General features: G+C 72.5%; 25 protein-coding genes. 8 read left to right on the top strand and 17 right to left on the bottom strand.

The features are described from left to right. Nucleotides 1–23: 23 nt before the first annotated feature. Nucleotides 24–923, bottom strand: coding sequence for a hypothetical protein (locus tag FNH04_RS01420; RefSeq protein WP_152779463.1), 900 nt, complete (start codon nucleotides 921–923; stop codon nucleotides 24–26). 142 nt (nucleotides 924–1,065) lie between these two features. Then, nucleotides 1,066–1,629 (bottom strand): hypothetical protein, encoded by a 564-nt coding sequence (locus FNH04_RS01415; protein ID WP_228030961.1) that lies wholly within the window; start codon nucleotides 1,627–1,629, stop codon nucleotides 1,066–1,068. A gap of 84 nt (nucleotides 1,630–1,713) precedes the next feature. On the opposite strand from FNH04_RS01415, the gene FNH04_RS01410 reads away from it, so the two are divergent. Together FNH04_RS01410 and FNH04_RS01405 are read left to right on the top strand one after the other, a co-directional pair. After that, nucleotides 1,714–2,178, top strand: a complete 465-nt coding sequence (locus FNH04_RS01410; RefSeq protein WP_322722328.1) for an SRPBCC family protein — start codon at nucleotides 1,714–1,716, stop codon at nucleotides 2,176–2,178. Nucleotides 2,179–2,210: 32 nt separating this feature from the next. Beyond that, the gene (locus FNH04_RS01405; protein ID WP_322722327.1) at nucleotides 2,211–2,921 is read left to right on the top strand and encodes an endonuclease/exonuclease/phosphatase family protein; all 711 of its coding nucleotides are present in this window, start codon (nucleotides 2,211–2,213) and stop codon (nucleotides 2,919–2,921) included. A gap of 25 nt (nucleotides 2,922–2,946) precedes the next feature. Here the strand turns inward: FNH04_RS01405 and FNH04_RS01400 are convergent, their stop codons facing one another. Next, entirely contained in the window at nucleotides 2,947–4,332 is a 1,386-nt protein-coding gene (locus FNH04_RS01400; protein ID WP_152779459.1) for an FAD-binding oxidoreductase, read from the bottom strand. Nucleotides 4,333–4,617: 285 nt separating this feature from the next. Next, the gene (locus tag FNH04_RS01395; protein WP_152779457.1) at nucleotides 4,618–5,442 is read right to left on the bottom strand and encodes an SAM-dependent methyltransferase; all 825 of its coding nucleotides are present in this window, start codon (nucleotides 5,440–5,442) and stop codon (nucleotides 4,618–4,620) included. Nucleotides 5,443–5,764: 322 nt separating this feature from the next. Between FNH04_RS01395 and FNH04_RS48495 the strand changes: the two genes are divergently transcribed. The 6 genes from FNH04_RS48495 to FNH04_RS01370 all read left to right on the top strand — a co-directional run bounded on the left by FNH04_RS48495 (nucleotide 5,765) and on the right by FNH04_RS01370 (nucleotide 11,800). Continuing rightward, nucleotides 5,765–5,896: a hypothetical protein gene (locus FNH04_RS48495; RefSeq protein WP_265579988.1), complete on the top strand. Its 132-nt coding sequence runs from the start codon at nucleotides 5,765–5,767 to the stop codon at nucleotides 5,894–5,896. Nucleotides 5,897–6,049: 153 nt separating this feature from the next. Then, a complete protein-coding gene (locus FNH04_RS01390) occupies nucleotides 6,050–7,366 on the top strand; it encodes a phytase (RefSeq protein ID WP_322722324.1) in 1,317 nt (438 codons plus the stop codon). Nucleotides 7,367–7,540: 174 nt separating this feature from the next. Then, nucleotides 7,541–8,194 (top strand): DUF998 domain-containing protein, encoded by a 654-nt coding sequence (locus tag FNH04_RS01385; protein WP_152779455.1) that lies wholly within the window; start codon nucleotides 7,541–7,543, stop codon nucleotides 8,192–8,194. Beyond that, nucleotides 8,191–9,435: a lycopene cyclase family protein gene (locus tag FNH04_RS01380; RefSeq protein ID WP_322722321.1), complete on the top strand. Its 1,245-nt coding sequence runs from the start codon at nucleotides 8,191–8,193 to the stop codon at nucleotides 9,433–9,435. Before FNH04_RS01385 ends, FNH04_RS01380 begins: the two co-directional genes overlap by 4 nt. Continuing rightward, nucleotides 9,432–10,241, top strand: a complete 810-nt coding sequence (locus tag FNH04_RS01375) for a methyltransferase domain-containing protein (RefSeq protein WP_152779453.1) — start codon at nucleotides 9,432–9,434, stop codon at nucleotides 10,239–10,241. The genes FNH04_RS01380 and FNH04_RS01375 overlap by 4 nt, the downstream gene beginning before the upstream one ends. Next, nucleotides 10,238–11,800 (top strand): FAD-dependent oxidoreductase, encoded by a 1,563-nt coding sequence (locus tag FNH04_RS01370; protein WP_322722319.1) that lies wholly within the window; start codon nucleotides 10,238–10,240, stop codon nucleotides 11,798–11,800. The genes FNH04_RS01375 and FNH04_RS01370 overlap by 4 nt, the downstream gene beginning before the upstream one ends. A gap of 101 nt (nucleotides 11,801–11,901) precedes the next feature. Here the strand turns inward: FNH04_RS01370 and FNH04_RS01365 are convergent, their stop codons facing one another. The 13 genes from FNH04_RS01365 to FNH04_RS01305 all read right to left on the bottom strand — a co-directional run bounded on the left by FNH04_RS01365 (nucleotide 11,902) and on the right by FNH04_RS01305 (nucleotide 23,214). Then, entirely contained in the window at nucleotides 11,902–12,918 is a 1,017-nt protein-coding gene (locus tag FNH04_RS01365) for a DUF5914 domain-containing protein (RefSeq protein ID WP_152779451.1), read from the bottom strand. After that, complete coding sequence (locus FNH04_RS01360) at nucleotides 12,915–13,931, bottom strand: phytoene/squalene synthase family protein (protein WP_322722378.1); 1,017 nt, start codon at nucleotides 13,929–13,931, stop codon at nucleotides 12,915–12,917. Before FNH04_RS01360 ends, FNH04_RS01365 begins: the two co-directional genes overlap by 4 nt. Before the next feature lie 77 nt (nucleotides 13,932–14,008). Next, a complete protein-coding gene (gene crtI, locus FNH04_RS01355) occupies nucleotides 14,009–15,586 on the bottom strand; it encodes a phytoene desaturase family protein (protein ID WP_322722317.1) in 1,578 nt (525 codons plus the stop codon). After that, nucleotides 15,583–16,806, bottom strand: a complete 1,224-nt coding sequence (locus FNH04_RS01350; protein WP_152779449.1) for a polyprenyl synthetase family protein — start codon at nucleotides 16,804–16,806, stop codon at nucleotides 15,583–15,585. Before FNH04_RS01350 ends, crtI begins: the two co-directional genes overlap by 4 nt. Nucleotides 16,807–16,945: 139 nt before the next feature. Next, a complete protein-coding gene (locus FNH04_RS01345; protein ID WP_322722376.1) occupies nucleotides 16,946–17,785 on the bottom strand; it encodes a class III extradiol dioxygenase subunit beta in 840 nt (279 codons plus the stop codon). A 1-nt stretch (nucleotide 17,786) separates the two neighbouring features. After that, a complete protein-coding gene (gene ligA / locus FNH04_RS01340) occupies nucleotides 17,787–18,140 on the bottom strand; it encodes a protocatechuate 4,5-dioxygenase subunit alpha (RefSeq protein ID WP_152779445.1) in 354 nt (117 codons plus the stop codon). A gap of 58 nt (nucleotides 18,141–18,198) precedes the next feature. Continuing rightward, nucleotides 18,199–18,951 carry an SDR family NAD(P)-dependent oxidoreductase gene (locus tag FNH04_RS01335; protein WP_322722314.1) on the bottom strand — a complete coding sequence of 251 codons (753 nt, stop codon included), beginning with the start codon at nucleotides 18,949–18,951 and terminating at the stop codon, nucleotides 18,199–18,201. Beyond that, the gene (locus FNH04_RS01330) at nucleotides 18,948–19,229 is read right to left on the bottom strand and encodes a muconolactone Delta-isomerase family protein (RefSeq protein WP_152779443.1); all 282 of its coding nucleotides are present in this window, start codon (nucleotides 19,227–19,229) and stop codon (nucleotides 18,948–18,950) included. Before FNH04_RS01330 ends, FNH04_RS01335 begins: the two co-directional genes overlap by 4 nt. An 11-nt stretch (nucleotides 19,230–19,240) precedes the next feature. Continuing rightward, nucleotides 19,241–19,948, bottom strand: coding sequence for an alpha/beta hydrolase (locus FNH04_RS01325; RefSeq protein WP_152779441.1), 708 nt, complete (start codon nucleotides 19,946–19,948; stop codon nucleotides 19,241–19,243). Continuing rightward, nucleotides 19,945–21,015: an aromatic ring-hydroxylating dioxygenase subunit alpha gene (locus tag FNH04_RS01320; RefSeq protein ID WP_228030960.1), complete on the bottom strand. Its 1,071-nt coding sequence runs from the start codon at nucleotides 21,013–21,015 to the stop codon at nucleotides 19,945–19,947. The genes FNH04_RS01325 and FNH04_RS01320 overlap by 4 nt, the downstream gene beginning before the upstream one ends. A 64-nt stretch (nucleotides 21,016–21,079) precedes the next feature. Continuing rightward, nucleotides 21,080–22,051 carry a PDR/VanB family oxidoreductase gene (locus FNH04_RS01315; RefSeq protein ID WP_152779439.1) on the bottom strand — a complete coding sequence of 324 codons (972 nt, stop codon included), beginning with the start codon at nucleotides 22,049–22,051 and terminating at the stop codon, nucleotides 21,080–21,082. Between the two features lie 111 nt (nucleotides 22,052–22,162). Continuing rightward, nucleotides 22,163–22,465 (bottom strand): hypothetical protein, encoded by a 303-nt coding sequence (locus tag FNH04_RS01310; protein WP_194236501.1) that lies wholly within the window; start codon nucleotides 22,463–22,465, stop codon nucleotides 22,163–22,165. Then, nucleotides 22,462–23,214: a PIG-L deacetylase family protein gene (locus FNH04_RS01305; RefSeq protein ID WP_152779436.1), complete on the bottom strand. Its 753-nt coding sequence runs from the start codon at nucleotides 23,212–23,214 to the stop codon at nucleotides 22,462–22,464. The genes FNH04_RS01310 and FNH04_RS01305 overlap by 4 nt, the downstream gene beginning before the upstream one ends. Nucleotides 23,215–23,238 lie beyond the last annotated feature (24 nt).

The raw sequence follows: 23,238 nt of genomic DNA, 5'->3' as shown, positions 1-23,238 counted from the left end.
CGTACTCCACCGACGTACGCACCTCAGCCGACACCACTGACCCGGCGCGTCAGGGCGCCCGCGACGGGCACCCCCAGGACGATCCCCAGTGCCAGTGCCACCGGGCTGCTCCACAGGGAGTGGGCACCCCAGGCGAAGCCGCCCACGACGAGTGGCCCCAGCCAGGTCATCGACCGCTGCCGGAACGGCACCATGCTGAAGGCCGTGGCCAGCAGACCGAGCGCGAACGCCGCCAGCGCCATGCCGAGAAAGACCCCGCGTGCCCGGGCGAAGCCCTCGCTTCCGAGTGCATGGCCGAGGACGGCCCCCGCGACCGTACCGGCCGCGACGAGCAGCAGGGCCACCGTGTCGTGGATCTCCACGTAGTTGCGGGGGCTGCGCGCGTGTACGGCCTGCCATCCGCCCATGAACAGGTGGGGGAACGTCGACATGCCGACGAACGCCCCGATCGCCGCGCCGTTCCAGCCCGCGAGGAGCAGGCCGACGAGCAGGCCGCACACCAGCCCCACGACGGCGCCGGGTCCGACCAGGTGCGTGCCGCCCATCTCCTGTCGGCCTGCCGCGGGCGACGGAACACCGCGCGGCGCGTGGAGGAAGGGACCCGGACCGGCGGCCGCGGACCGGTCATCGGCCGCGACCGGTCCGTCTCTGCCCGCGATGTGGGTGGCCGTGCGTACGATGCGCCGGGCTTCGCGCGACGGGACCAGCAACGCGGTCAGGACCTCCAGCAGGAACGCGTCGCGCTCGCCGTCCGTGTCGGGTCCGACACGGCTCATGCCGTCCCGGACGGTGACACCCCTGAGGCGGACGTATCCCATGGTCCGGAACATGTTCTGTTCCGGCAGATAGAGGTACATCAACGGCAGGTCGGCGTCGCGGTCGATGTGCAGCACCGACATCCGGTGCTGGTTCGCGAGGGACATGTCGCACCACCTTCAACAGCCTCGGGCCGAGCATCCACGCGGTCTTCGTACCCATCTACCCATTCACGGACGCGCTCCCAAACCAGCTATTTGGTAAGGGAGTTGAGAGCTTCGGTGATCACGAGAGGAAGATCGAGGAAGGTCACTCGTCTTCGCAGGCTTCGGTTCGGAAGTCGTCGAAGGACGCGGTCCTGTAGCGGTTCCGATCGGCACCGTCGGCTTCGTCGCCCGCGTCGTAGCGCACCTGCCCGGGCTTGAGCCCGGCCAGCTGCGCGAGGGTGAAGGACACGTGGTTCGCCGACGACGAGTTGTCGCTGGTCCATCCGTAGAGGGTGTAGGTGCGACGCCGATCGAGGGTCGTCGGCATTGCCCTGTCGACCTTCCAGCCCTGGCCTCCGGTTTCGAGCGGCCATGTGGTGAACCCCTTGACGGGGTCCGCGTGACTCCAGCGCGCGAGCGTCTTCTCCTTGCCGTCATCGGTATGGGTGTACAGCGTCGCGCCGTCGATGTGATCGTGGCAGACGACGATCACGCCGAGCGGTCGCCCGTCCTCGGTGACCGAGATGCCGGTGCTGCCCGCCGGCGGCACGGTGCAGCCGGTCAGCAGGGTGAGCGCTGCGAGATTGGTGCCTGCCAGAACCGCATTCCGGATGCGTACAGTTGCCCCCTTTTGACGCTGGGCACATCTTCGGGCGCCGCCGGACAACAGACAACCCTTTGCCCAACGCGGAGCCCTGCCGGGAGGGCGGGTGTCACTGGCTTCTGCTCTCATGGAGAGCAGGAGGTTGCCGTGGCTGGGACGAGCGTTGTGGTCGAGAGGCGGATCGAGGCATCCGCCGGGCGCGTGTGGGAGGTGCTCACGGATCTTGAGGGCATGTCCTCGGTGCTCAGCGGCGTGGACCGGGTCGAGGTGGTGACCGAGGGTCCGTTCGGCGTGGGGACCCGCTGGCGTGAGACCCGGCGCATGTTCGGCAAGCAGGCGACCGAGGAGATGCGGGTGACGGCGTGCGAGCCGCCCTCGCGGTACGTCGTCGAGGCCGACTCGCAGGGCACCCACTACGTGTCGGAGTTCGTTCTGTCCGGGAGCGGACCGGGTCCGACGACGGTACGCATGACGTTCAGCGCCATACCCTCCGGGGGTCTCGTCGGCCTGCTCGCCAAGCTCCTCGGGGGTCTGGGTGCCAAAGCGGTGGCCAGGGCAGTCGCCAAGGACCTCGCCGATGTGGCGGTGTCCGCGGAGAATCCCGCACGCTGAGGGGGCGGCATCGTGGCCGTAGCATGTGGCCTGTGATCACCGCTGCGACCTGGAACGTCCTGCACCGCGTCCACGGGGAGAACTGGGGAGAGGACGTTCTGAGCGACTGGCCCGACGAAGCGGAGCGCATCGCCGCGGTCACCGCGCGGCTGGCGGGGCGCACCGAACAGGTCGTCGCCCTGCAGGAAGTGAGCGGTGACCAACTGGCCGGCCTGCACAGGGGCGTCCGCGGCCGTACGGTCCACTCGCTGAGGTATCCACGCGTACCGAGACCACGCCATGGGACGTGCCCACTGCAGGATCCGAGTGAGAACCTCGTGCTCCTGGTGGACGGGCCCGCTCAGCTCGTAGTCGCCGAAGCCTTCGACGACGATCCGGGCAAGGGACTGCTCGCGGTCAGGACCGCCGGGGCGCTCGTGGTCGCCACGCACGTCAGCTACGACCAGCGGCAGACCCGTCAGCTGGCCCACCTCGCGGAACTGGCCGCCACCACACCGGGCCCGGTGGTGTTGCTCGGTGACTTCAACGCCGACCGCACCACCGTGGCGGCCGGCCTCGGCCCGGGGTTCACCGTCGTGGATCCGCCCCCTGGTGGCCTGCCCACCCGGCCGCGCGCGTCGGGCACCGGGTCCCAGCACATCGACCACGTGGCCGTGCGCGGTGCCGCCGTCAGTGACGCGGTGGTCGAGGACGCCGGCGGTCTGTCGGACCACAACCTCCTGCGTGTGACCCTGACGATGTGAGCACGCGGGCTTGTCGGGCGGGTGGTCAGGCCGGCTGGGCGGGCTCGATGTTCTGGTTGGCGTGGAAGAGGTTGCCCGGGTCGTACGTCCGCTTGACCTGCGCCAGCCGGTCGTAGTGGTCGCGGTAGGTGGCCCGGACCCGCTCCTGCCCCTCGCCCTGCCCCATGAAGTTCACGTACGAGCCGCCCATCGAGTACGGGCGCATCTCCTCCCAGTAGTCGACACACCACTGCCTGATGGTCTCGGCGTTGGCGGGGTCGGGATCGACTCCGGCGAAGACGCCCGACCAGACGGCGTCCCGGTAGCCCCACGCGGTCTCCTCCGGGCCCACCCGGTGGGCGGCGGCGTCGACCGGATAGAGGTGCATCAGCGAGAGCGGCGTGGGCAGGTTCTCGCCGTACTTGAAGTGCACGTCCACGGCGGCGTCCGGAATACGGTCGAAGAAGTGACCGCGCCAGTACCACTGGTACCCGGGAGGGATCACCTCGTCGAACAGGCTCTGCAACGCGGGATAGGGCATCGGCGTCGTGAAGTGGAAGGCGGGCCGCCCGGGCTCGTTCACCGCCCTGAGAGCGTCGTCGAAGCGGTCCGGGGCACCGGTGTGACACCACACGACGCCGCACACCTTCTGGCCGTGGAGCTCCTCGGGGAAGGGCGGGCCCGGCGGGATGGTGAGGAGCGCGAAGAAGCCGTAGACGTCTTCGGGGGCCCGGGGGAGGAAGCCGCGGTACCAGGTGAGCACCTCACGCGTGTGGTCGACCGGCCACACCGTGATTCCGACCCCCACGGTGTCCACCGGGTGCAGCCGGTAGGTGAACGAGGTCACGATGCCGAAGTTGCCGCCGCCCCCGCGCAGCGCCCAGAACAGGTCCGGGTGCTCGGTACTGCTCGCGGTGACGAAGCTGCCGTCGGCCAGTACGACGTCCGCGGCCAGCAGGTTGTCCACCGTCAGGCCGTACTTGCGGGTGAGGTATCCATGGCCGCCGCCGAGGGTCAGGCCGCCGACGCCCGTCATCGAGACGATGCCGGTGGGGGTCGCGAGCCCGAAGCCGTGGGCGGCGTGGTCGAGATCGCTGAGCCGGCTGCCGCCGCCCACCTGAGCGGTCCGCGCCGCGGGATCGACCCGTACCCAGCGCATCGGCGACAGGTCCACGGTCACGCCGTCGTCCACAAGACACAGGCCGGCGCCGCTGTGCCCGCCGCCCCGGACGGCGAGTTCCAGGTCGTTGTCGCGGATGAAGTTGACCGCGTCCATGACGTCCGCGGCGTCCGCGCACCGTACGACGGCGGCCGGACGTTTGTCGATCATCGCGTTGTAGATGCTGGTGGCCCGGAGATACTCGGGACTCTGCGGATCCATGACCGGCCCCCGCAGCGTGGTCCGCATCGCATCCGAAGTCGCCCTGTCCATGATGATCTCCTCGGGAGGCGCGGATATCGTCCCACCGGCTCGGCCTTCCGCGGCTGCCCTCTCGATCACCCGCTGCCACCCGCTTCACCAGGTCGTCTCCGGCCCGGGACTCTCGGGCGTCGCGCGATCGGACGCCGCGAGGCTGACTCGTCCAGCCTCCCTCCGACCACCGAGCCGTGCAATTTCTCGTGCGGGGTCCGCCGGCGGACGAGTCCGGATGGAAACAGACCGCCCGTGGCCCGCACTGGGTGCGGGCCACGGGCGTGGCACTGGGGCGGCGACGTGCTACGGCTTGATGGCCACGCCGCAGAACTGCGTCACGTCGACGATCTCGGACTCCGGAATGACGGGGCGCCAGCGTGAGCAGGAGACGACACCGGGCTCCAGCATGTCCAGGCCGTCGAAGAAGCCCACGAGCTCCTCGCGGGTGCGCAACGTCATGGGTGCCGATCCCTGGCTGTTCCAGTAGCGCACCGCTTCCTTCATCGCCTCGCCGTCCACCTCGGTTGTGGGATGCGAGATCACCAGGTAGCTGCCGGACGGTACGCCGTCCAGGAGCCGGTGGAGGACGTCCCGTGCCTGCTCGGTGTCGATGATGAAGTTCAGGACGCCGAGCAGCGTGAGGGCCACGGGCCGGCTGAAGTCCAGGGTCTCGGCGGCCCGTTCCAGGATGGTGTCCGGGTCGTGCACGTCGGCCTCGACGTAGGCCGTGGCTCCCTCGGGGCTGCTGGTGAGCAGGGCGTGGGCGTGGGTGAGCACGATGGGGTCGTTGTCCACGTACACGATCCGGCAGGTCGGGTCGACCCGTTGGGCGACCTCGTGGGTGTTGTCCGCGGTGGGCAGCCCGGTGCCGATGTCGAGGAACTGCCCGATGCCCGCCTCGCCGACGAGGAGTTCGACGGCCCGCGTGAGGAACTGCCGGTCCGCCACGGCGGATCGGGGCAGACCCGGAACGAAACTCAGGATCTGGTCGCCGACTTCCTGGTCGACGGGGTAGTTGTCCTTGCCGCCCAGCCAGTAGTTCCAGATGCGTGCCGAGTGCGACACGGTGGTGCGGAGTCTGCCGATCCGCGCGGGGCCCTCGTCGTGGGGCAGCGAAACATCTGACATGGCTGAGATCCCCTCATGGATGTCACGTGGCCGGTGCCGTGCCCCGACCTGAACACCCTTTGTTCTCCTGGTCATTGGCGCACTACGGCGGATCGTACATCGTTCACGGAACGCGCTGCCCGCGCAGGTGATCGGCTGGAAAGCGCCACTCGGCCTTCCGCGGTCCGACCAGCCGCGCGCTGCCTGCGCAGCGGGCCCGGAATTCACCGGTGTATGCGGCTGTCGGCGCCGTGGCGGGGCCGGCGCCGGTGACACTCGTCTTCATGCCGGGCCGGGCAACCCCGCAGCGGCCCGGCTCAGGACGCGGGCCACCTCGGTAGCGATGATCGGCGTGCGACCGGACCGGACCGGCCTCCGCCGCCCTCATCGGCATCGGGCCGCCCGGCCTGCGGCCGCCCGCGACGCCGCCCGCGAACTCGCCCACATGCTCGCCGAGGACGGAGGCGTGCACTGATCTTCGGCGGCACCGGGTGACATTCGGACGAACTTCGGTGGACGTACGGCCGTACTGCCTCTGACGGCATGGACAGGTCGCGTCCCCCTGGGCGCAAGCTTTCCCTCGCACCATCGGCATGTCCTTGACATCCTCGACGGTAGGGAAGTGTCTGTGAGAAGGCCCCGCACCACGCGTAGAGCCACTGTCCTCGCCTCCGGCACCGTGCTGATCACGCTCCTGGCCGCGTTCCCCGCGGGGGCGGGCGCGTCCGGTCTTCCGGTGGTGACCGCCACCGGCGAGACCGCCGCCCTCCACGACGACGAGGCGGGCGGGAACGCCGACGCGGACGACCCGGCGATCTGGCGGAACGCCGCCGACCCCGGCCGCAGTCTCGTGGTCGCCACCGCCAAGGAGGGCGGGCTGCGCGTCTACGACCTGGAGGCGCGCCTGCTGCAGTCATTGCCCGCGCCGAAGCCGCCGGCGGAGGACGACGCGCCGGGCCGCTTCAACAACGTCGACCTCGTCGCCGCTCTGCGTACGACGTCCGGCCGCGCCGATGTGGCGGTCGTGACGGACCGGGGCAACGACCGGCTGCGGATCTACCGCATCGACCCGTCGCACCCGGACGGTCCGCTGACCGACATCACCGACCCCTCGGCCGCCCCGGTGTTCTCCACCGACCAGGCCGAGATCAACGACCAGCGGACCGCGTACGGGCTGGCCACCTGGACGGACAGGCGCACCGGACGCGCCTACGCCCTGGTCAGCCGACGCGAACGCACCGGCCTCGCCCTCTTCGAACTCGTCCCCACGGAGGGCGGAACGGTCGGCTACCGCAAGGTGCGCACACTCGACCTCCCGTCCTCCTTCCGCCTGCCCGACGGCAGGACCTGGAGCCCCTGCGCCGAGCCCGGCGAACTTCCCCAGGTCGAGGGCATGGTCGTCGACCCGGCCACCGGCACCCTCTACGCCGGCCAGGAGGACATCGGCATCTGGCGGCTGCGCGCCGACCTCACCGGCAGGCCGGTCCTGATGGACAAGGTCAAGGAGTACGGCGTCCCCGGAACCTACGACGAGGAGACCGAGGAGTGCACGGCGGGCACCGACCCGGGCTTCGGCGGCGAGCGCCTGTCTGCGGACGTCGAGGGCCTGACCATCCACCAGGAGAGCGACGGTGACGGCTACCTCCTCGCCTCCAGCCAGGGAGACAACACCTTCGTCCTGTACGACCGCGAGGTGAGCGAGGACAACGAGTACGAGGGCGGGTTCCGTATCGGCGCGGCGTCGGAGACGCTCGACGGCGTGGAGGAGTGCGACGGCGCCGCCATCCTGAACGCCCCGCTGGGCGCCCGCTATCCACACGGACTCCTGGTCGTCCAGGACGGTCAGGAGACGCCGGCGGTACCGGACGGGGAGGGCGGAACCCGCACGGCGACCGGCTTCAAGTTCGTCGATCTCGGTGACGTGGTGGACGCCACCGGCATGTGAACGGAGCGTACGGCCGCCGGGTCCGTCCCGGCGGCCGTACGCGCGTCTCGGCGCCCCGGCGGTGCCCACCCGGCACGCCTCCTCGCGGGACCGGTCGTCATCGCGACCCCGTCGGATCCCCCTCGCCTGCGTGTGCGCGGCGAAGGATGATTTCGGGTGTTTTACGGTGGATCGATGCGACGTGTGCCTAGGTGGGCCTTGCTCTCGTCGGGGTGTGCGCCCGTCCTGCTGGCCGCGGGCTGGATGATCGCGGGCGTGCTGGAGGGGCCTGCCTACGACCCCGCCACTCAGACGATCAGCGTGCTGGCGGCCGTCGGCGCCTCGGGGTTCTGGGTGATGACCGGAGCGCTGGTCGCCCTCGGGGTCTGTCACCTGCTCACCGCCTGGGGGCTGCGCGCGGCCGCGCTCGCGGGCCGTCTGGCGCTGGGCGGCGGTGGAGTGGCGGCGTTGGTGGTGGCGCTGTTCCCGACAGAGAGCAGCGGGGGCTCCCTGCCCCACGGCTCGGTCGCCGCCGTCGGATTCGCTCTCATGGCGCTGTGGCCCGTCCTGGCCACCGTTCGCGGTGAAGCCGCACCGTGGGGACTGCGGCCCGTGCCCGCCCTCGCGGGGACCGCTCTGATGAGCGTCACGGCGGCATGGTTCCTGATCGAAGCGCAGACGGATGGCGCCATCGGAGTCGCGGAACGCGTGGTGACGTCCCTTCAGTCCCTGTGGCCCTTCGTCGTTGTCGTCTCCTGCTTCCGCCACCCCGGTCGCGACGCGATCCAGCAGCCCCGGCGGCCCGGCGGTCCCAGCGACCCGCGCGGCAACGGGAGGCACCCGGCGTGAAGGACGCGGACATCGTCGTGGTCGGCGCGGGTGCCGCGGGTCTCTCGCTCGCCGATCGGCTGACCCGCCCGGACATGCCCCGGCCCGGCCCTTCCGTCCTCCTGGTCACCGCCCCGCCGGGCCCCGCGCGCCCCGCCGAACGCACCTGGTGCTTCTGGGAACGGACCGGCGGGGACTACGACGACGCCGTCGTCGCCTCCTGGGAGCGGCTGCGGGTGCGGGCACCCGACGGAACGGTGGTGGAGGCCACGCCCGCCCCGCTGCGCTACAAGATGATCCGCTCCCCGGGGTTCGAGGAACTGCTGCGGGAACGGCTGTCGGCCAGACCCGGCTTCCGCGGTACCGAGGCCACGGTCCAAGAGGTGCGGGACGTCCCGGGCGGGGCCGAGGTACGGTGCACCACGGCCGACGGGGCGGCCCTCACGCTGCGCGCCCGCTGGGTCTTCGACTCCCGGCCGCCGCGTCGGCTGCCGCCCGCGCGCACCGTACTGCTCCAGCACTTCCGCGGCTGGTTCCTGCGCACCGAGCGTCCCGCCTTCGACCCGGACGCCGCCGAGCTCATGGACTTCCGCACCCCACAGCCCGCCCGCGGCCTCTCCTTCGGTTACGTCCTCCCGCTGGGAACCCGGGAAGCCCTGGTGGAGTACACCGAGTTCGCGCCCGAGGTCATCGGCGACGCCGCCTACGACCGGCTGCTCGGCCGTTACGTCCGGGATGTGCTCGGTATCGGCGCGGCCCGCGTCGTCGCCGCCGAACAGGGCGTGATCCCGATGACCGACGCCGTCTTCCCGCGCCGCGCCGGCGCCTCCGTCTTCCGTATCGGCGCCGCGGGCGGCGCCACGCGCCCCGCCACCGGGTACACCTTCAGCGCCGTCCGCAGACAGGCAGCCGCCATCGCCGACGCCTGCCGTGCCGGCCGCACCCCGGTGCCGCCGCCCGCCCACGGGGCCCGGGCCCGGGCCATGGACGCGGTCATGCTGCGCGCCCTGGCCACCGGCCGGATCGACGGGCCGCGGTTCTTCGTGGAGCTGTTCCGCCACTGCCCCGCCGAGCTGGTGCTGCGCTTCCTCGACGGGGAGTCCCGGCTCCTGGAGGACCTGGCCCTCGGACTGCGGACACCCGTGCTGCCCATGCTGCGCACCGCCGCCGAACTCCCGCTGCTGGCGCGCCGCGAGAACCCGTCGTGCCCGTTCCCCGCACCCGTGTCCCTGCCCGTACCGACCGAGGAGGAGCGCCCATGACACCGGCCCGGACCACCTCACACGAACCGAGCGCATCGCACCGGCCGCATACCGGCGAACTGCTCCACGACGAGGCACTGGCCGCCGCGTTCGACCACGCGGCCCGCAGCTACGACCGCCTGGTGGCCGCCAACCCCGGCTACCACGCCCATCTGCGGCGCTCCGCCCGCAGACTGCGCCTGCCCGCATCCGGGGCGGGACTGCGGCTGCTCGATCTCGGCTGCGGCACCGGCGCCTCGACGGCGGCACTGCTGCGGACCGTGCCGCTCGCCGAGATCACGGCCGTCGACGCCTCGGAGGGCATGCTGGAACGCGCCGCGGCCAAACGCTGGCCGCCGACCGTACGGTTCGTACACGCTCCGGTGGAGCGGCTCGGCGCGGCCGGCGTGAACGGTCCGTACGACGCGGCCTTCGCCGCGTACCTCTTCCGCAACGTCTCCGACCCGGACGCCGTACTCGCCGCGGTGCGGGCCCTGTTGCGGCCCGGCGGGCGGCTCGCCGTGCACGAGTACACGCTGAGCGGCAGGCCGTCCGACCGCCTCGTCTGGACGGCCGTGTGCCGGGCGGTCGTCCTGCCCGCGGGCACCCTCACCGGCGACCACGGGCTCTACCGGCATCTGTGGCGCAGCGTCGTCGGGTTCGACACGGCACGGGAGTTCGCGGCCCGGGTCCGTCGCGCCGGCTTCGATCAGGTACGCACCGCGCCGATGCCCGGCTGGCAGACGGGCATCGTGCACACCGTCCTCGGGCGCGCCGCCGACGGTACGGCTTCCGCGCGGCTCACCGGGCAGGGGGAGGCCGGGTGACGGGCACACGGACGAGCGGGGCGGCGGCGCCCCGCCGGGGCAGGGACCGCAGGGCACGGGTGCTGCCGGCCCCGCCCGGGGCGCCCCGGTTCACCGGGGAGGGCCCCCGGGTGGCGGTCGTCGGCGGGGGCATCGCCGGGCTGGCGGCGGCCACGGCGCTGGCCGAACGCGGTGTCCGGGTCACCCTGTACGAGCGGGGAACCGCCCTGGGGGGACGGCTCGCCGGATGGCCGGAGGAACTGGCCGACGGCTCCCGCGTCACCATGAGCCGTGGATTCCACGCCTTCTTCCGGCAGTACTACAACCTGCGCGGCCTGCTCAGACGGGCCGACCCGTCTCTCTCGGCGCTCGTCCCGCTGCCCGACTACCCGCTCCAGCACGGCAGCGGACTGCGCGACAGCTTCGCGCACGTACCCCGTACCCCGCCCTGGAGCGCCCTGGGCTTCGTGGCGCTCAGCCCCTCCTTCGGCTGGCCGGACCTGGCACGGATGAACCCCCGCGCGGCACTGCCCCTGCTCGACGTGCGCGTGCCGGAGGTGTACGAGCGGCTGGACGGCACCAGCGCCCAGGAGTTCCTCGACGCCATCGGTTTCCCCTCCGCGGCCCAGCACCTGGCGTTCGAGGTGTTCTCCCGCAGCTTCTTCGCCGACCCGCGCGAACTGTCCGCCGCGGAACTGGCGTTGATGTTCCACATCTACTTCCTGGGATCGAGCGAGGGCCTGCTCTTCGACGTCCCCGCAGAGCCGTATCCGCAGGCCCTGTGGGAGCCGCTGGCCCGCTATCTGCGCGGCCACGGGGCGGACCTGCGCACCGGGTCCCCGGTGCGCAGCGTGGAGCCCGCGGCGGGCGGCGTCGAGCTCGTCACGTCCACGGGACGGGTGGAACCGTACGAGGCGGCCGTGCTGGCGCTGGACGTGGCCGGGCTCCGGCGGCTCGTCGAGGAATCGCCGCGGCTCGGGGACGCGGGCTGGCGCGCCCGCGTCGGACGGCTGCGCACCACGCCCCCGTTCCTGGTCTCCCGGCTCTGGCTGGACCGGCCGGTCGCGGCGGACCGCCCCGGATTCCTGGGCACCAGCGGCCTCGGTCCGCTGGACAACGTCAGCGTGCCGGACCGGTGGGAGGGTGAGGCGGCCCGCTGGGCGGCTCGCACCGGCGGGTCGGTGGTGGAACTCCACGCCTACGCCGTGGCCCCCGAGGCGGACCGGCTGGCCCAGCAGGAGCTCCTCTTCGCCCAACTGCGCCGGGTCTACCCGGAGACACGGCACGCCCGGCTGATCGACGTCCGCCACGAGTGGCGCGACGACTGTCCGCTGTTCGCCGTGGGCGGCTTCCGCGACCGGCCGCCGGTGCCGACCCCGGACCCCGCCGTCACCCTGGCCGGGGACCACGTGCGCACCGATCTGCCCGTGGCGCTGATGGAACGCGCCGCGACAACCGGTTTCCAGGCGGCGAACGCCCTGCTGGAGCGCTGGGGAGTCCGCGGCCAGACACTGTGGACGGTGCCGTCCCACGGCCGCAGCGCACCCCTGCGGGCCCTGGCCCGGCTGGGCGGCTCCTGACTCCCGCACAGCCGCACCACGGGGCCCCGGCGCCGTCAGCTTGTCGTTTAACCCCGTCAGGGGGCGACGTAGTCGCCCCCTGACGGGGTTAAACGACAAGCTCAGCCCGGGAAGCGGCCCTCGCGGCGCAGTTGCCACCGGCGCTCGGCGTACGCCAGGTCGTCGCGCCACAGCCGTCCGGCCGCCGCCCGCATCAGGGGCCGGAGCAGCGGTGCCGCCGAGCGTGCCAGGACGAAGCCGCGCCGCCGCGAGGTGGCGACGACCGCTTCCACGACGGCGGTGCGCGGCGCGCCGGAGGCCGCGGGGGACAACGGCACGGCATGGGTCTCCACCACGGAGCCGGTGCCCTCGCCGTCGGTGATGCGCATGACGACCGTACGGGGCTCGGGCGAGGTGAACTCGGCGCGCACCGGCACGACGGCCCGGCCCGCGACCTTGAAGGACACGTCCACGGTGAAGCCGTCGTCACCACGGCCGGACCCGTCCCCGGGGGTCCGTACCACCGACAGGTCGACGAACGAGTACGGGTGGAACCAGGCCCCGTGCCACGGGTCGAGCCGATTGGCGACCACGTCCTCGGGCTCGCAGACGCCGACGCCCGTGTAGACCGCCGCCACCGAGCCAGCCGGGGCGGGCCGCTCGGGTACGACGGGCCGGTCCAGGGGCTCCTCGCCGCCCACCGCGTCCAGCCGTACCCACACCAGCACTCCGTCGTCGTACACGGGATACGGCTCCCAGCCCGCGAAGGGTGAGCCGTCGAGGGCGAGGCCGTGCCAGTGACAGACGAGCGTGCCGCAGCGGACCTGGCTGTTCCGGAGCGGGGCGCCCAGGTGGGGGCAGGCGCCCGGTCCCGCCCTCGGCCGCCCGTCGCCGCCACGCCACACGACGACCTCGGTGCCGGCCACGATGCGCCCCAGCGGTGCCGCGCCGTGCACGTCCCGGCTCGCCCCGAGGACGTACCAGTTGCCGGACGGCCGGGCGACGGCACGCTTGAGGGCCTCGGCGATCACGGCGGGTCTCGCCTCGCGCCAGGTCGGCTCCTGGTCCTCCCGGCGTGCGGTGCGCCGCAGCCGCAACGGCGGGCGCCAGCGCTCCCGTCCCCGTGTGCCGCCGTTCATGCCAGGTCCCCCCGGGCGGTGGTCCCGCGCCTGCCGGCCGGGCCCGCCGCAGCACCCAAGCCCCGTGGCGCGGTCCTGGCGTGCAGCCGTGCCGCGGCCACGCGCCCCAGGCCGTCGAGGGCGACGGCGGCCCGGCGGCGGCGCGAGACCACGGCCCGCCCGTGCAGTACGGCGTAGTCGTCGGCCTCGATGGCGTCGAGGATGCCTCCGTAGAGCACGAAGGCGGTTCTGATGCACGGCCGGGAGACCGGGTCGAGCATGTCGAGGCCGGGGCCGGCCTCCCGGTAGACGCCCCGCGTGAGCTGGGCCGCCGCGGCCAGGGCCGCCCGGATCCGTGGATCGCGGGCCCCGGTGTCCCGGCTCCACCGCAGCAGTTCCCGGTCGACACCGTGCGCGGCGAGCAGGTCGGCCGGCAGGTAGATCCGACCCCGGTCGAGGTCCTCGCCGACGTCGCGGAGGAAGTTGGTCAGCTGGAAGGCGATCCCGAGCGCGGCGGCGTACGGCGCGGCCTCCTCGCGCGGGACGACGGTGCCGAGGACGGGCAGCATCTGCAGTCCGATGACGGCGGCGGAGCCGTGCATGTACGCCAGCAGCTCGTCGTAGTCCGCGTAGCCGGTGACCTCCAGGTCGCTGTGCATGGAGACCATGAAGTCGTGGAAGTGGCGGTGCTCGATGCCGTACACCGCGGCGGTGTGCGCGAGGGCCCGGACCACCGGCTCGTCGGCGCCGCCTCCGTCGCGCAGCCCGGCGTCGAGCCGCTTCCACAGGGTGCGCAGCGCCCGGGCGCGCACGTCGTGGGGCACGGGGGCGCCCTGGTCGTCGACGATGTCGTCGGCCCAGCGGGCGAAGCCGTACAGGGCGTGCACGGCGGGCCGTCTCGCCGGTGGCAGCAGACGGGTGGCGAGGAAGTACGTCCTGCCGTGGCGGGCGTTGATACGGCGGCACCGTTCGTAGGCGTCCCGCAGGACGGGGTCGGTGATGCCCGCCGCGTCGAGTTCCCGTACCGCCGTGATCGGGGCCGCACCTCGGCCGGTACGAGGTGCCGTCGGCCACCGCACGGGCTGTGTCACGGGCCGGGCGGGCGGGCGGGTCACGGGGCACCGCACTTCGGGGAGCCGAGCCCGCCGGGGACGGCGGAAGCGGTGGCTCCGGCGGTCGGCGCGAACAGCGCCGCCGGCCGGTGGATCCCCGTGATGCGCGCGGCGGCCAGCTTCCCGGAGATCAGGACGGTGGGGACGCCCACACCCGGGGTGGTGCCGCACCCGGCGATCACCGCGTTGTCGATGCCGCGCACCAGGTTGCGGGGGCGGAACGGCCCGGTCTGGGCGAAGGTGTGCGCGACCGAGAAGGGAGTACCGGCCGCGTACTGCCACCGTGTCCAGTCGGCGGGGGTCACCAGGCACTCCTCCTCGATGGCAGCGCCGAGGCCCTCCAGGCCCCGGCGTTCGAGCACGGCGACCAGCCGGTCGCGGTAGCGGGGGCCCAGGTCCTCCCACCGGCGGGAGCCGGGGCCGACGTCGGTGTTGGGACAGGGCGCGAGGATGTAGTGCAGATGCCGTCCCGGGGGCGCGAGCGAGGGATCGTGGGTGGTCGGCCGGGTGATCAGCAGCGAGGGATCGCTCATGAGCGAGCCGTCCCGGGTGATCTCCTGGAACGTGCGGCGCCAGCCGGCCCCGAAGGACAGGGTGTGGTGCGCCAGCCGGCTCCAGGTGCGGTCGGTGCCCGCGTGCAGGATCACGGCGGACGGCCCGTGGCGCAGCGGGACCGGGCGCCGAGGAGCCCGCCCGAGGAGCCGGTGGACCACCGGCAGGTCGGGAGTGAGGACGACCGCGTCGCAGGCGACGCGCTCGCCCTCGGCGGTGTGCACGGCGGTGATCCGGTCCGAGGACCGGGCCCGTTCCAGACGGGTCACCTCGGCGTTCCAGTGGAAGACGGCGCCCGCCTCCGCGGCGGAGTCGGCCATCGCGCGCGGCAGGGCGTGCATCCCTCCGCGCGGGAAGTACACCCCGGCGACGGTGTCCATGTAGGCGATGACGGCGTAGGCGGCCAGGGCACGGGCGGGCGGCACCCCCGCGTAGAGCGCCTGGAACGAGAAGACCCGGCGCAGCCGCTCGTCCGTCAGGAACCTGCCGATCTGCGTGTCGAGCCGCCCGAAGCCGCGCAGCGCGGCGAGCCGGGCGAGGTCGGGATGCAGCAGATGGAGCGGCGAGTCGACGTTGGCGTCGATGAAACGCCGCAGCTGGACGGTGTACAGATCCGTCAGCCAACGCCGCAGCCGCCGGTAGCCGGCCGCTTCGCGGGGCCCCGCGAAGCGGTGGACCTCGGCCTCCATCGCCTCGGCCGTGGTGTGGACGTCGAGCCGGCTGCCGTCGGCGAACTCCGCACGGTAGGCGGGACGCAGGGCGACCAGATCCAGTCGTGCGGCGAGTGAGTCGCCGACCGCGGCGAAGGCCTCGTCGGCCAGGTGGGGCATGGTCAGTACGGTCGGCCCGGTGTCCATGCGGTAACCGCCGCGCTCCAGGACTCCCGCCCGGCCACCGGGCCCCGGGCCCCGCTCGACGACCGTGACCCGGCGTCCCGCGCCCAGCAGATGCAGTGCGGCGGCGAGCCCCGACAGCCCGGCACCGACGACCACCACATGCTCTGTTGGGCCCTTGACCGTCTTCACCGGCACACTCCTTCCGACGCGGCGGCGACGCGGGCGTGGGGGCCGCACGGCCCGGGGGAGGGTGCGCGGTCGTGTGCGGGAACGTCCGTACCGGCGGCCAGCGCGAGCAGCCGGCCCAGCTCCCGGCGCGCGGCGGATTCGGGTACGGCACTGTCGAGGGAGCGCATGCCGTGCCGTACCAGCCGGTGGATCTCGGCCTCGACCGCGTCACGGGCGCCGGTCCGCGTCAGTACGTCGCGCAGGCGGCCCAGGTCCCTGGGCCCGAGGCCCGGGTCACCCAGGTGGGACGCGAGGATGCCGAGCGCATCCTGGTCGCCCGCGGCGCGCGCCCGTACCCGGGCGACGGCGACGAGGTACGTGAGTTTGCCCTCCCTCAGGTCGTCACCCGCGGGCTTGCCGGTCTGCCCGGGATCGCCGAAGACCCCCAGCAGGTCGTCGCGGAGCTGGAAGGCGATCCCGGCGCGTCGCCCGGCCGAGCACAGGGCACCGGTGGTCCGCTCGTCGGCACCCGCCAGCGCGGCTCCCAGGGCCATCGGCCGCGCCACGCTGTAGAGGGCGCTCTTGAGGCAGGCGATGCGCAGGGCCTCCGCCGGCGACTCGGAGGCGGAGGCCTGGGCGTGCAGATCGAGGCACTGGCCGCCGATCATCTCGGTGCGCATGGCACGCCACTGGGCGTGCACCGCGCGCCGGGTGCTTTCGGCGAGGGCGGTGTCGGCCAGCAGGTCGTCGGCCCACACGAGGGCCAGATCCCCGGCCAGTACGGCGACGGCCCGCCCGTACGCCGCGGCCGAGCCGCGCAGCCCGGCCTCGGTGTGCCGCTGAGCGAAGTCGGCGTGGATCGACGCCGCACCGCGGCGCAGCGCCGATCCGTCCATCACGTCGTCGTGCGCCAGGGCGCAGCTCTGGATGAGTTCCAGGGCGGCGGCGATCCGGAGGGCCGCCTCGGCACCGGCTCCCCGCTCCGGTCCCGCGCAGGCACGCCACGACCACCACAGCAGGGCGGGCCGCAGCCGCCTGCCGCCGCCGAGGGTGAAGCGGACCACCCGCTCGGCGACCTCACGGGCGAACGTGTCGTCCATCGCGGCCTGGGCCAGCCGCTCGCCCAGATACCCGCGCAGTTCGTGCCGCACCGCTTCCGCGATGTCGTGCCCGGCCCCGCCGCACGGCATCGCGGGGGCGGGTTCCCCCGCACCGGTGGGGTGCGTACCCGTGGGGTGCATGGCGCATCCTCTCGTCCCGTCCTGAGACGACGTGTCCCGTTGCCTTCCCGTGGGACACCTGTTGTGGACGCACGTGACTCGTAAGGGGGAGGAACGCTGTACCGAACGGGCTCGGCGCGGTGCCGGGGGGCCGGCGTGTTCAGCGGCCCAGGTTCTCGAACAGGACCATGCCGGCCGCGGTGTTCGACGCGGGTACGTGGTACGTCTCGTACACGCGGCGTATCCGCGGGCCCAGGGCGCCGCGCATGACCAGCCACATGATGAGTTCGATGCCCTCGGAGCCCGCCTCACGGATGTACTCCTCGCGCGTGAGTGAGGCCAGCTTCTCCGGGTCGTGCTCGATCGCGTCGAGGAACATCCGGTCGAATTCCTGGTTGATCAGCCCCGCGCGCTCGCCCGCGAGCTGGTGGGACATCCCACCGGTGCCGAAGACCGCGACCTTGAGGTCCTCGGGGAAGGACCGGATCGCCGCACCGAGGGCGTGGCCGAGGGCCAGACACCGCGCGGCGGTCGGCTGCGGGTACTGGATGACGTTCACGAGGAGGGGAACCACCGCGCACGGCCAGCTCTCCCCGGGGTCGGGGCAGTACACCGACAGCGGAACGGTCAGGCCGTGGTCCACGTCGAGGTCCTGGTAGACGGTGATGTCGAACGAGTCGTCGATCAGACTGCCCACGAGATGGTCGGAGAACGCCGGAGCGCCGGTGACGGCCGGTACGGGTCGGCTGCCCCACCCCTCGTCGGCCACCTGGTACGAGGCGGCCGTCCCGATCCCGAAGGTGGGGGTGACGGTCAGGTCCAGGGCGTTGGCGTGGTCGTTGTAGACGATCACCGCGACATCCGGGGTGTGCCGTGCCATCCACGCCCGCGCCGGCGCGTACCCGTCGAACAACGGGTTCCAGTAGGGGTCCGCGGTCTTCCCGTGGTCCATGGCCGCGCCGATCGACGGCACGTGCGAGGTGGCCAGACCCCAGATCACCTCAGCCAAAGCTCCGCCCTCCCGCCCTGAGCGCCTCCGTGAACTCCTCGGTGGTCATGCCGGTGAACACACCGCCCAGGTACTGCATGGACCTCTGGTCGAGCATGGCGAGTTTGAACACGTAGAAGATGGAGCCGCCCAGCTCCATCATCCGGTTCCAGTCCCGTGTCAGGACGGCCTCGCGCTGCTCGGCCGTGAGACCGTACGCGTCGCAGTAGGCGCCCTCGTCGGCCTGGAACCCGGCCCGGTTCTCCGCGTGCTTCAGCGAGCCGCAGAGCCGGTTCAGCGCCCGGCCGCGGCGGCTCTCGGCCGTGTCGAAGACGTAGGTGCCGGGGACCTGGGGTGTGGTGGACATCCGGTTCTTCTCCCTTCCCGTCCCGTTGGTCCGTCCCGTGTGCTGGTCAGCGAACTGGTCAGTGCAGGAGTCCGCCGCCGTCGCAGACGAAGGTCTGGCCGGTGACCATGGCCGCGCCCGGTGAGGCCAGATAGGAGACGAGCCCCGCGAAGTGCTCCGGGGTGACGAACTCCTTGATCGCCTGCCGGCGCATGGACGCGGCGAACACGTCGTCGCCGGAGTGCTCCCTGGTCCCCGGGGTCGCGACCTGCGCGGGCGCCGCCGCGTTGACCGTGATGCCGTGCTCGCCCAGTTCCCGCGCCATCACCCGGGTCATTCCGATGAGCGCGCCCTTGCTGGCCACGTAGGCGATCTGTCCCGGTGACCCCGTGAAGAAGGTGCGGGACGCGATATTGATCACCCGCCCGCGGTACGCGCTCCTGGTCAGCCAGGGCAGGCACGCCTGCACCATGAGCAGCGGGCCCACGGCGTTCACGTCGAAGAAGCGGTGCAGCTCCTGCGGGGTCGTCTCCGTCAGGCCGGCCCGGCCGGAGAGCAGACCGGCGTTGTTGACGAGCACATCGATATTGCCACCGCCGTACGTCCGGGCGACCTCGTCCATCGTCCGGCGGGTCGCGTCCTGGTCGCTCACATCGCAGCGCCAGTTCCGGACACCGGGAACCTCGCTCGTGCCGTCCGGTTCGGCGATGTCCAGCGCGGCGACGGTGAACCCGTCCGCCGCCAGCCCGCGGACGATGGCCCGGCCGAGCCCGCCGACGGCGCCCGTGACCACCGCGACCCGTGGGCCCCGGCCGTTCGGGCCGCCGGTCACGGGGCCTTCTCCTGCGGGTGGGTGGCGAGCGCCTCCACCGTGATGTCCATCCACTTCCACATCGGCAGCGAGACCAGCGCGTCGTGCAGTTCCGCCGGATCGGCCGCCTCGTACAGGCCGATGGTCGCGCCCCGGCCCGGAACCCGCCAGAGCCGCCTGAGGACGCCCGCGGCGCGGAGCTCCATCGCTCGTTCGCGCTCCCGGGCACGCAGTTCCTCGCGGACGTCGTCCGGGGTGTCCGGCGGCAGGGTGTTCTCGGTGCGGACGAGGAATTCCATAGGGTGTCCCTTCACGCCGCGGCGATCCGCAGCAGCAGTTCGGCCAGTTCGCCGGGTGCCGTGACCATGGCCTCGTGCCCGGTGGCGATCTCGTGGACGGGCCAGCCGCGGGCGGCGGCGCGCTCGGCGTGCGGGGTGAACACCCGCATCCAGTCGGTGCATTCGACGAAGGCACCGGGAACCTGGTCGGCCTTGCCGGTGAGACGGAGCGGCTCGGTGTAGGTCAGCCACGGATGCGGGGTCAGCCGGGGGCCGAGCCAGTCGAGGTCGGTCTGCTCCTCGACCCCGAGCACGGTCAGCGAGCGCACCGGGACGAGCCAGCCGAAGCCGGGCCCCGAGACGGATTCCCGGTAGTGCCCGGCGATCCGGGCGGGCAGCAGATCGATGGCCGCCTCTCCGTCGTCGCCGACGAAGGCGTCGAGGTGGACCCGCCTGGCCAGCCGGTCCGGGACACGGTCCGCGACCCCGGTGACGACCTGGCCGGCGTAACTGTGCCCCACGAGGACGACATCCCTGGCGTCGTGGGCCTCGATCAGCGCCACGACGTCCTGGATGTGCGTGGTGAGCCCGGTCTGCGGGCTCAGCAGATGGGCGCGGTCGCTCACTCCGGTCAGGGTGGGGGTGTGCACCTCGTGCCCGGCCGCGCGCAGCAGCGGTGCGACGCGCTGCCACACCCAGCCGCCGTGCCAGGCCCCGTGGAGCAGGACGAAGACGCTCATGCGGAGACCGTCCCGTGGCCTGCCCGCTGTTCGCGGGCCAGCATCTTCGCCAGCGCGCGGCGTCCGCGGAGCGCGGCGAGGTCGGACCTGATGCTCGACTCGACCGTCCCGCCCGGGTCGGTCGCGTACATCACCTCCTGCGCCTCCAGGGCGTCCACGTCCTCCTGCATCACCGCGAGCTGCTGCTTGTGCTGGAACTCCGTGAGCTCCTCGTCGTCGATGAGGTAGTCGCGCCCCAGGGCGTAGAAGTCGTGCGTCTCGTTGCCGCGTGCCGGCGTCAGCCCGTACAGCACCCGCATGTGGAAGCCCTCCGGTTCCTCGGTTCCGGTGGGGGCGATGCGGATGTGGAGGACGAAGATGCCCGGCGGGTGGAACTCGCCGTCCTGCCAGCGGTCCACCGGAGAGGTCAGCCCGCAGGACTTCTCGTAGAACGGGGGAGCCTCGATGCCGGTCATCCGGCGGCTGAAGTCGACCCGGTCTCCGTGCACGGTCACGTCGATGGGGGTCGCGGCGACGGCGGCGTTGCCGATGCTCGTGGGATGCAGGAACGTCTCGTGGGTGAGGTCGAGCAGGTTCTCCACCAGCAGCAGGTGCCGGGCCTTCAGCGGTACGACGCCGTGCACGTGGGTCCAGCCCGGGTCGGTCAGCCACGACGTGTCGGGCAGAAGGCTCTCGTCGGCCAGGTCGGGGTCTCCGGGCCAGATCCACAGGGCACCGTCCCGTTCGACGAGGGGAAAGCGGCGCAGGGCGGCCTTGGGCCGGTCGGCCTGCTCGGCGACCCCGACGCACACGCCCGCGGCGTCGAAGCGGTAGCCGTGGTAGTCGCACTGGAGGGTGCCGTCGCCGTCCAGGTGCCCCAGCGACAGCGGGTACCTGCGGTGGGGGCAGCGGTCCTCGACGGCGGTGGCGGTCCCGTCGGGCAGCCGGTAGAAGCAGACGGGGATGTCCGTGATCCACCGCTGCCTGAGGGTCCTGCCGATCTCGTCGGACCAGGCGCCCAGGTACCAGCCGTTGCGCACGTGCTGGGTCATGGCGGGTGTCGTCGCGGGTGTCATGGCGGGTGTCATGGCGGTTCTCCTTCCTTCCTGAGGGCTTGTGAGTGCTTCCAGGGCTTCCTGAGGGCGGGAGCGTTCAGAGGTCGAGGACGAGGCGGCCGCCGCGTGCGCGGGAGACGCAGATGAGCATGGTGTCGTTGGCGGCGCGTTCGTCGTCGGTGAGCAGGGAGTCGCGGTGGTCGACCTCGCCCTCGAGGACGGCGGTCTCGCACGAACCGCAGATGCCTTCCTCGCAGGAGGACAGGACGGTGACGCCCGCCTTCTCCAGGGCCTTGAGGACCGACAACTCCGGCGGCACGGTCAGCGTCACCCCGGAGGCCCGCAGCTCCACCTCGACCGGCTGCTCGGCCGTACCGTCGGTGGAATCGCCCTGTGCCACCGCGGCGAACCGCTCCACGTGCAGGGATCCCGCCGGCCGGCTCGCGCAGTGTGCCTCGACCGCGTCGATCAGGCCCGCCGGGCCGCAGCAGTACACCAGCTCGGAGGGGTCGGGATCGCCGAGGAAGGCGGCGAGGTCGAGCAGCCCGTACTCGTCCTGCGGGCGTACGGTCACGCGCTCGCCGTAGCACTCCAGTTCCGATAGGAAGGCCATGGACGAGCGCGTTCGGCCGCCGTGGAGCAGGGACCAGTCGGCACCCTCCGCCTCGGCCTCGGCGATCATCGGAAGCAGCGGGGTGATGCCGATACCGCCGCCGATGAACCGGTACCGCGCCGCCGGCCGCAGCGGGAAGTTGTTGCGGGGACCGCGCACCCGAAGTTCGCCGCCTTCGCGGACGTTGTCGTGGATCCACCGCGACCCGCCGCGCCCGTCGGGCTCGTACAGCACCGCGACGCGCCAGCGGGTCGTGTCGTCCGTCGGCCCGCAGAGCGAGTACTGCCGGGTGACGCCCGTGGGCAGGACGACGTCGATGTGCGCTCCCGGCTCCCAGTGGGGCAGCGGCGGTTCGCCGGGGCGCGGACCGAGTTCGAGGGAAACGACTCCGTCGGCCACGTTCCGCCGGGACAGGACGACGAGGGTGTCGGCTGAAGGGTCGGTCACAGAGCTCATCTCCTCGGCACTGCCGGTGGGGGTGGTCGACGTGCTCGACGCTATGCGTCGCCGCAGGTCCCGGGCTTCGCCCGGATGACCGGACCCGGACGGCACAAGGTCGTGCCCGGCCTACGTCATCCGTCGCGCGTCCGGTGCCCTTGCCGGGCTTTCGGGGGCCTGGTCGAGGTGGATGCGCACCGGTTGCTCGGTGCTCCACAGGGCCTCCACCACGGCGTGCAGGTTGCCCGCGTCGAGCCGCCACATCGGCTCGCCGTAGCGGGCGTCACGGGTGATCTCCCCGTACGCCACGGCACCGGCCAGCAGGGCCCGCTGCTCGGGCACCCGGTCGGGGCCGCCCGGGAGGTCCACGTAGAGGGAGGTGCCCCGGAAGGGGACCCAGATACGGGTCACCCCGTGCCGCTCCACCGTCACGCCAGCTCCGTCGTGGTCTGCGGATAGAGCCGTACGTACGCCTCGGCCATGGTGCCGTGCGACAGGCCCAGGTTCGGGCCGGCGTTGCGCTTCAGCTGGACGCCGCGGCGCCTGGCGAGGTCGGTGTAGTAGTCCCACATGTGCTGCTGCGCGGCCAGGCACTCCATGGCCTTGCGCTTCCTGTCGAAGACGGGGGTGATGTCCAGCAGGACGTTCGGCTTGAAGTCGCACTGCTCCGGCTGGTGCGGTTCGAAGAAGAACACCGGGGGAGCGCCGAGCGGTTCACCGGGGGCGTCGTAGCCGATCGCCTGGGCGAGCACGCGTGCCTGGAGCGCCATCCGGGAGGCCGCCGGGTGGTCGCCGTTGTACGGGTCGGCGGGCGGGTGGGTGAGCACGACCGCCGGATCCACCTCGCGGTGGACCCGGACGATGCGGTCCACCAGCTCCGGTGTCTCCAGGAGGGGGTAGTCACCGGCGTCCAGGAACTCGATCTCGGCGCCCAGCGCCGCCGCGGCGTTCGTGGCCTCCGTGCGGCGCAGCTCCTTGATCTCGTCCAGGGCGAGGCCGTCCCGCCAGGCGCGTGCGGACTCCCCGCGCTCGCCGAAGCTGAGGCACAGCACCTTCGCCCGCCGACCGCGTTCGGCGGCCAGCGCGATGGCGCCGCCGGCCCGCCAGACGAAGTCACCGGCATGCGCGCTGATCACCAGCAGCGCGCCCGGGGCGGGTGGTGAGGCGGTGTCGTGGGTCATGGGTCTCCTTCGAGGGGGGAGGGG

Origin of the sequence: Streptomyces phyllanthi, assembly GCF_009377205.1 — a bacterium.
Classification (GTDB): Bacteria; Actinomycetota; Actinomycetes; order Streptomycetales; family Streptomycetaceae; genus Streptomyces; species Streptomyces phyllanthi.
Note: the sequence above shows the minus strand (reverse complement) of the source record. Positions and strands in the feature narration are given on the sequence as shown.

Bases quoted from the DNA above. Each gene is read 5' to 3' on its own strand.
- FNH04_RS01420 (WP_152779463.1), bottom strand. From the start codon at position 923: ATGTCCCTCGCGAACCAGCACCGGATGTCGGTGCTGCACATCGACCGC.
- FNH04_RS01400 (WP_152779459.1), bottom strand. From the start codon at position 4,332: ATGGACAGGGCGACTTCGGATGCGATGCGGACCACGCTGCGGGGGCCG.
- FNH04_RS01395 (WP_152779457.1), bottom strand. From the start codon at position 5,442: ATGTCAGATGTTTCGCTGCCCCACGACGAGGGCCCCGCGCGGATCGGC.
- FNH04_RS48495 (WP_265579988.1), top strand. From the start codon at position 5,765: ATGATCGGCGTGCGACCGGACCGGACCGGCCTCCGCCGCCCTCATCGG.
- FNH04_RS01385 (WP_152779455.1), top strand. From the start codon at position 7,541: ATGCGACGTGTGCCTAGGTGGGCCTTGCTCTCGTCGGGGTGTGCGCCC.
- FNH04_RS01375 (WP_152779453.1), top strand. From the start codon at position 9,432: ATGACACCGGCCCGGACCACCTCACACGAACCGAGCGCATCGCACCGG.
- FNH04_RS01365 (WP_152779451.1), bottom strand. From the start codon at position 12,918: ATGAACGGCGGCACACGGGGACGGGAGCGCTGGCGCCCGCCGTTGCGG.
- FNH04_RS01350 (WP_152779449.1), bottom strand. From the start codon at position 16,806: ATGCACCCCACGGGTACGCACCCCACCGGTGCGGGGGAACCCGCCCCC.
- ligA (WP_152779445.1), bottom strand. From the start codon at position 18,140: ATGTCCACCACACCCCAGGTCCCCGGCACCTACGTCTTCGACACGGCC.
- FNH04_RS01330 (WP_152779443.1), bottom strand. From the start codon at position 19,229: ATGGAATTCCTCGTCCGCACCGAGAACACCCTGCCGCCGGACACCCCG.
- FNH04_RS01325 (WP_152779441.1), bottom strand. From the start codon at position 19,948: ATGAGCGTCTTCGTCCTGCTCCACGGGGCCTGGCACGGCGGCTGGGTG.
- FNH04_RS01320 (WP_228030960.1), bottom strand. From the start codon at position 21,015: ATGACACCCGCCATGACACCCGCGACGACACCCGCCATGACCCAGCAC.
- FNH04_RS01315 (WP_152779439.1), bottom strand. From the start codon at position 22,051: ATGAGCTCTGTGACCGACCCTTCAGCCGACACCCTCGTCGTCCTGTCC.
- FNH04_RS01305 (WP_152779436.1), bottom strand. From the start codon at position 23,214: ATGACCCACGACACCGCCTCACCACCCGCCCCGGGCGCGCTGCTGGTG.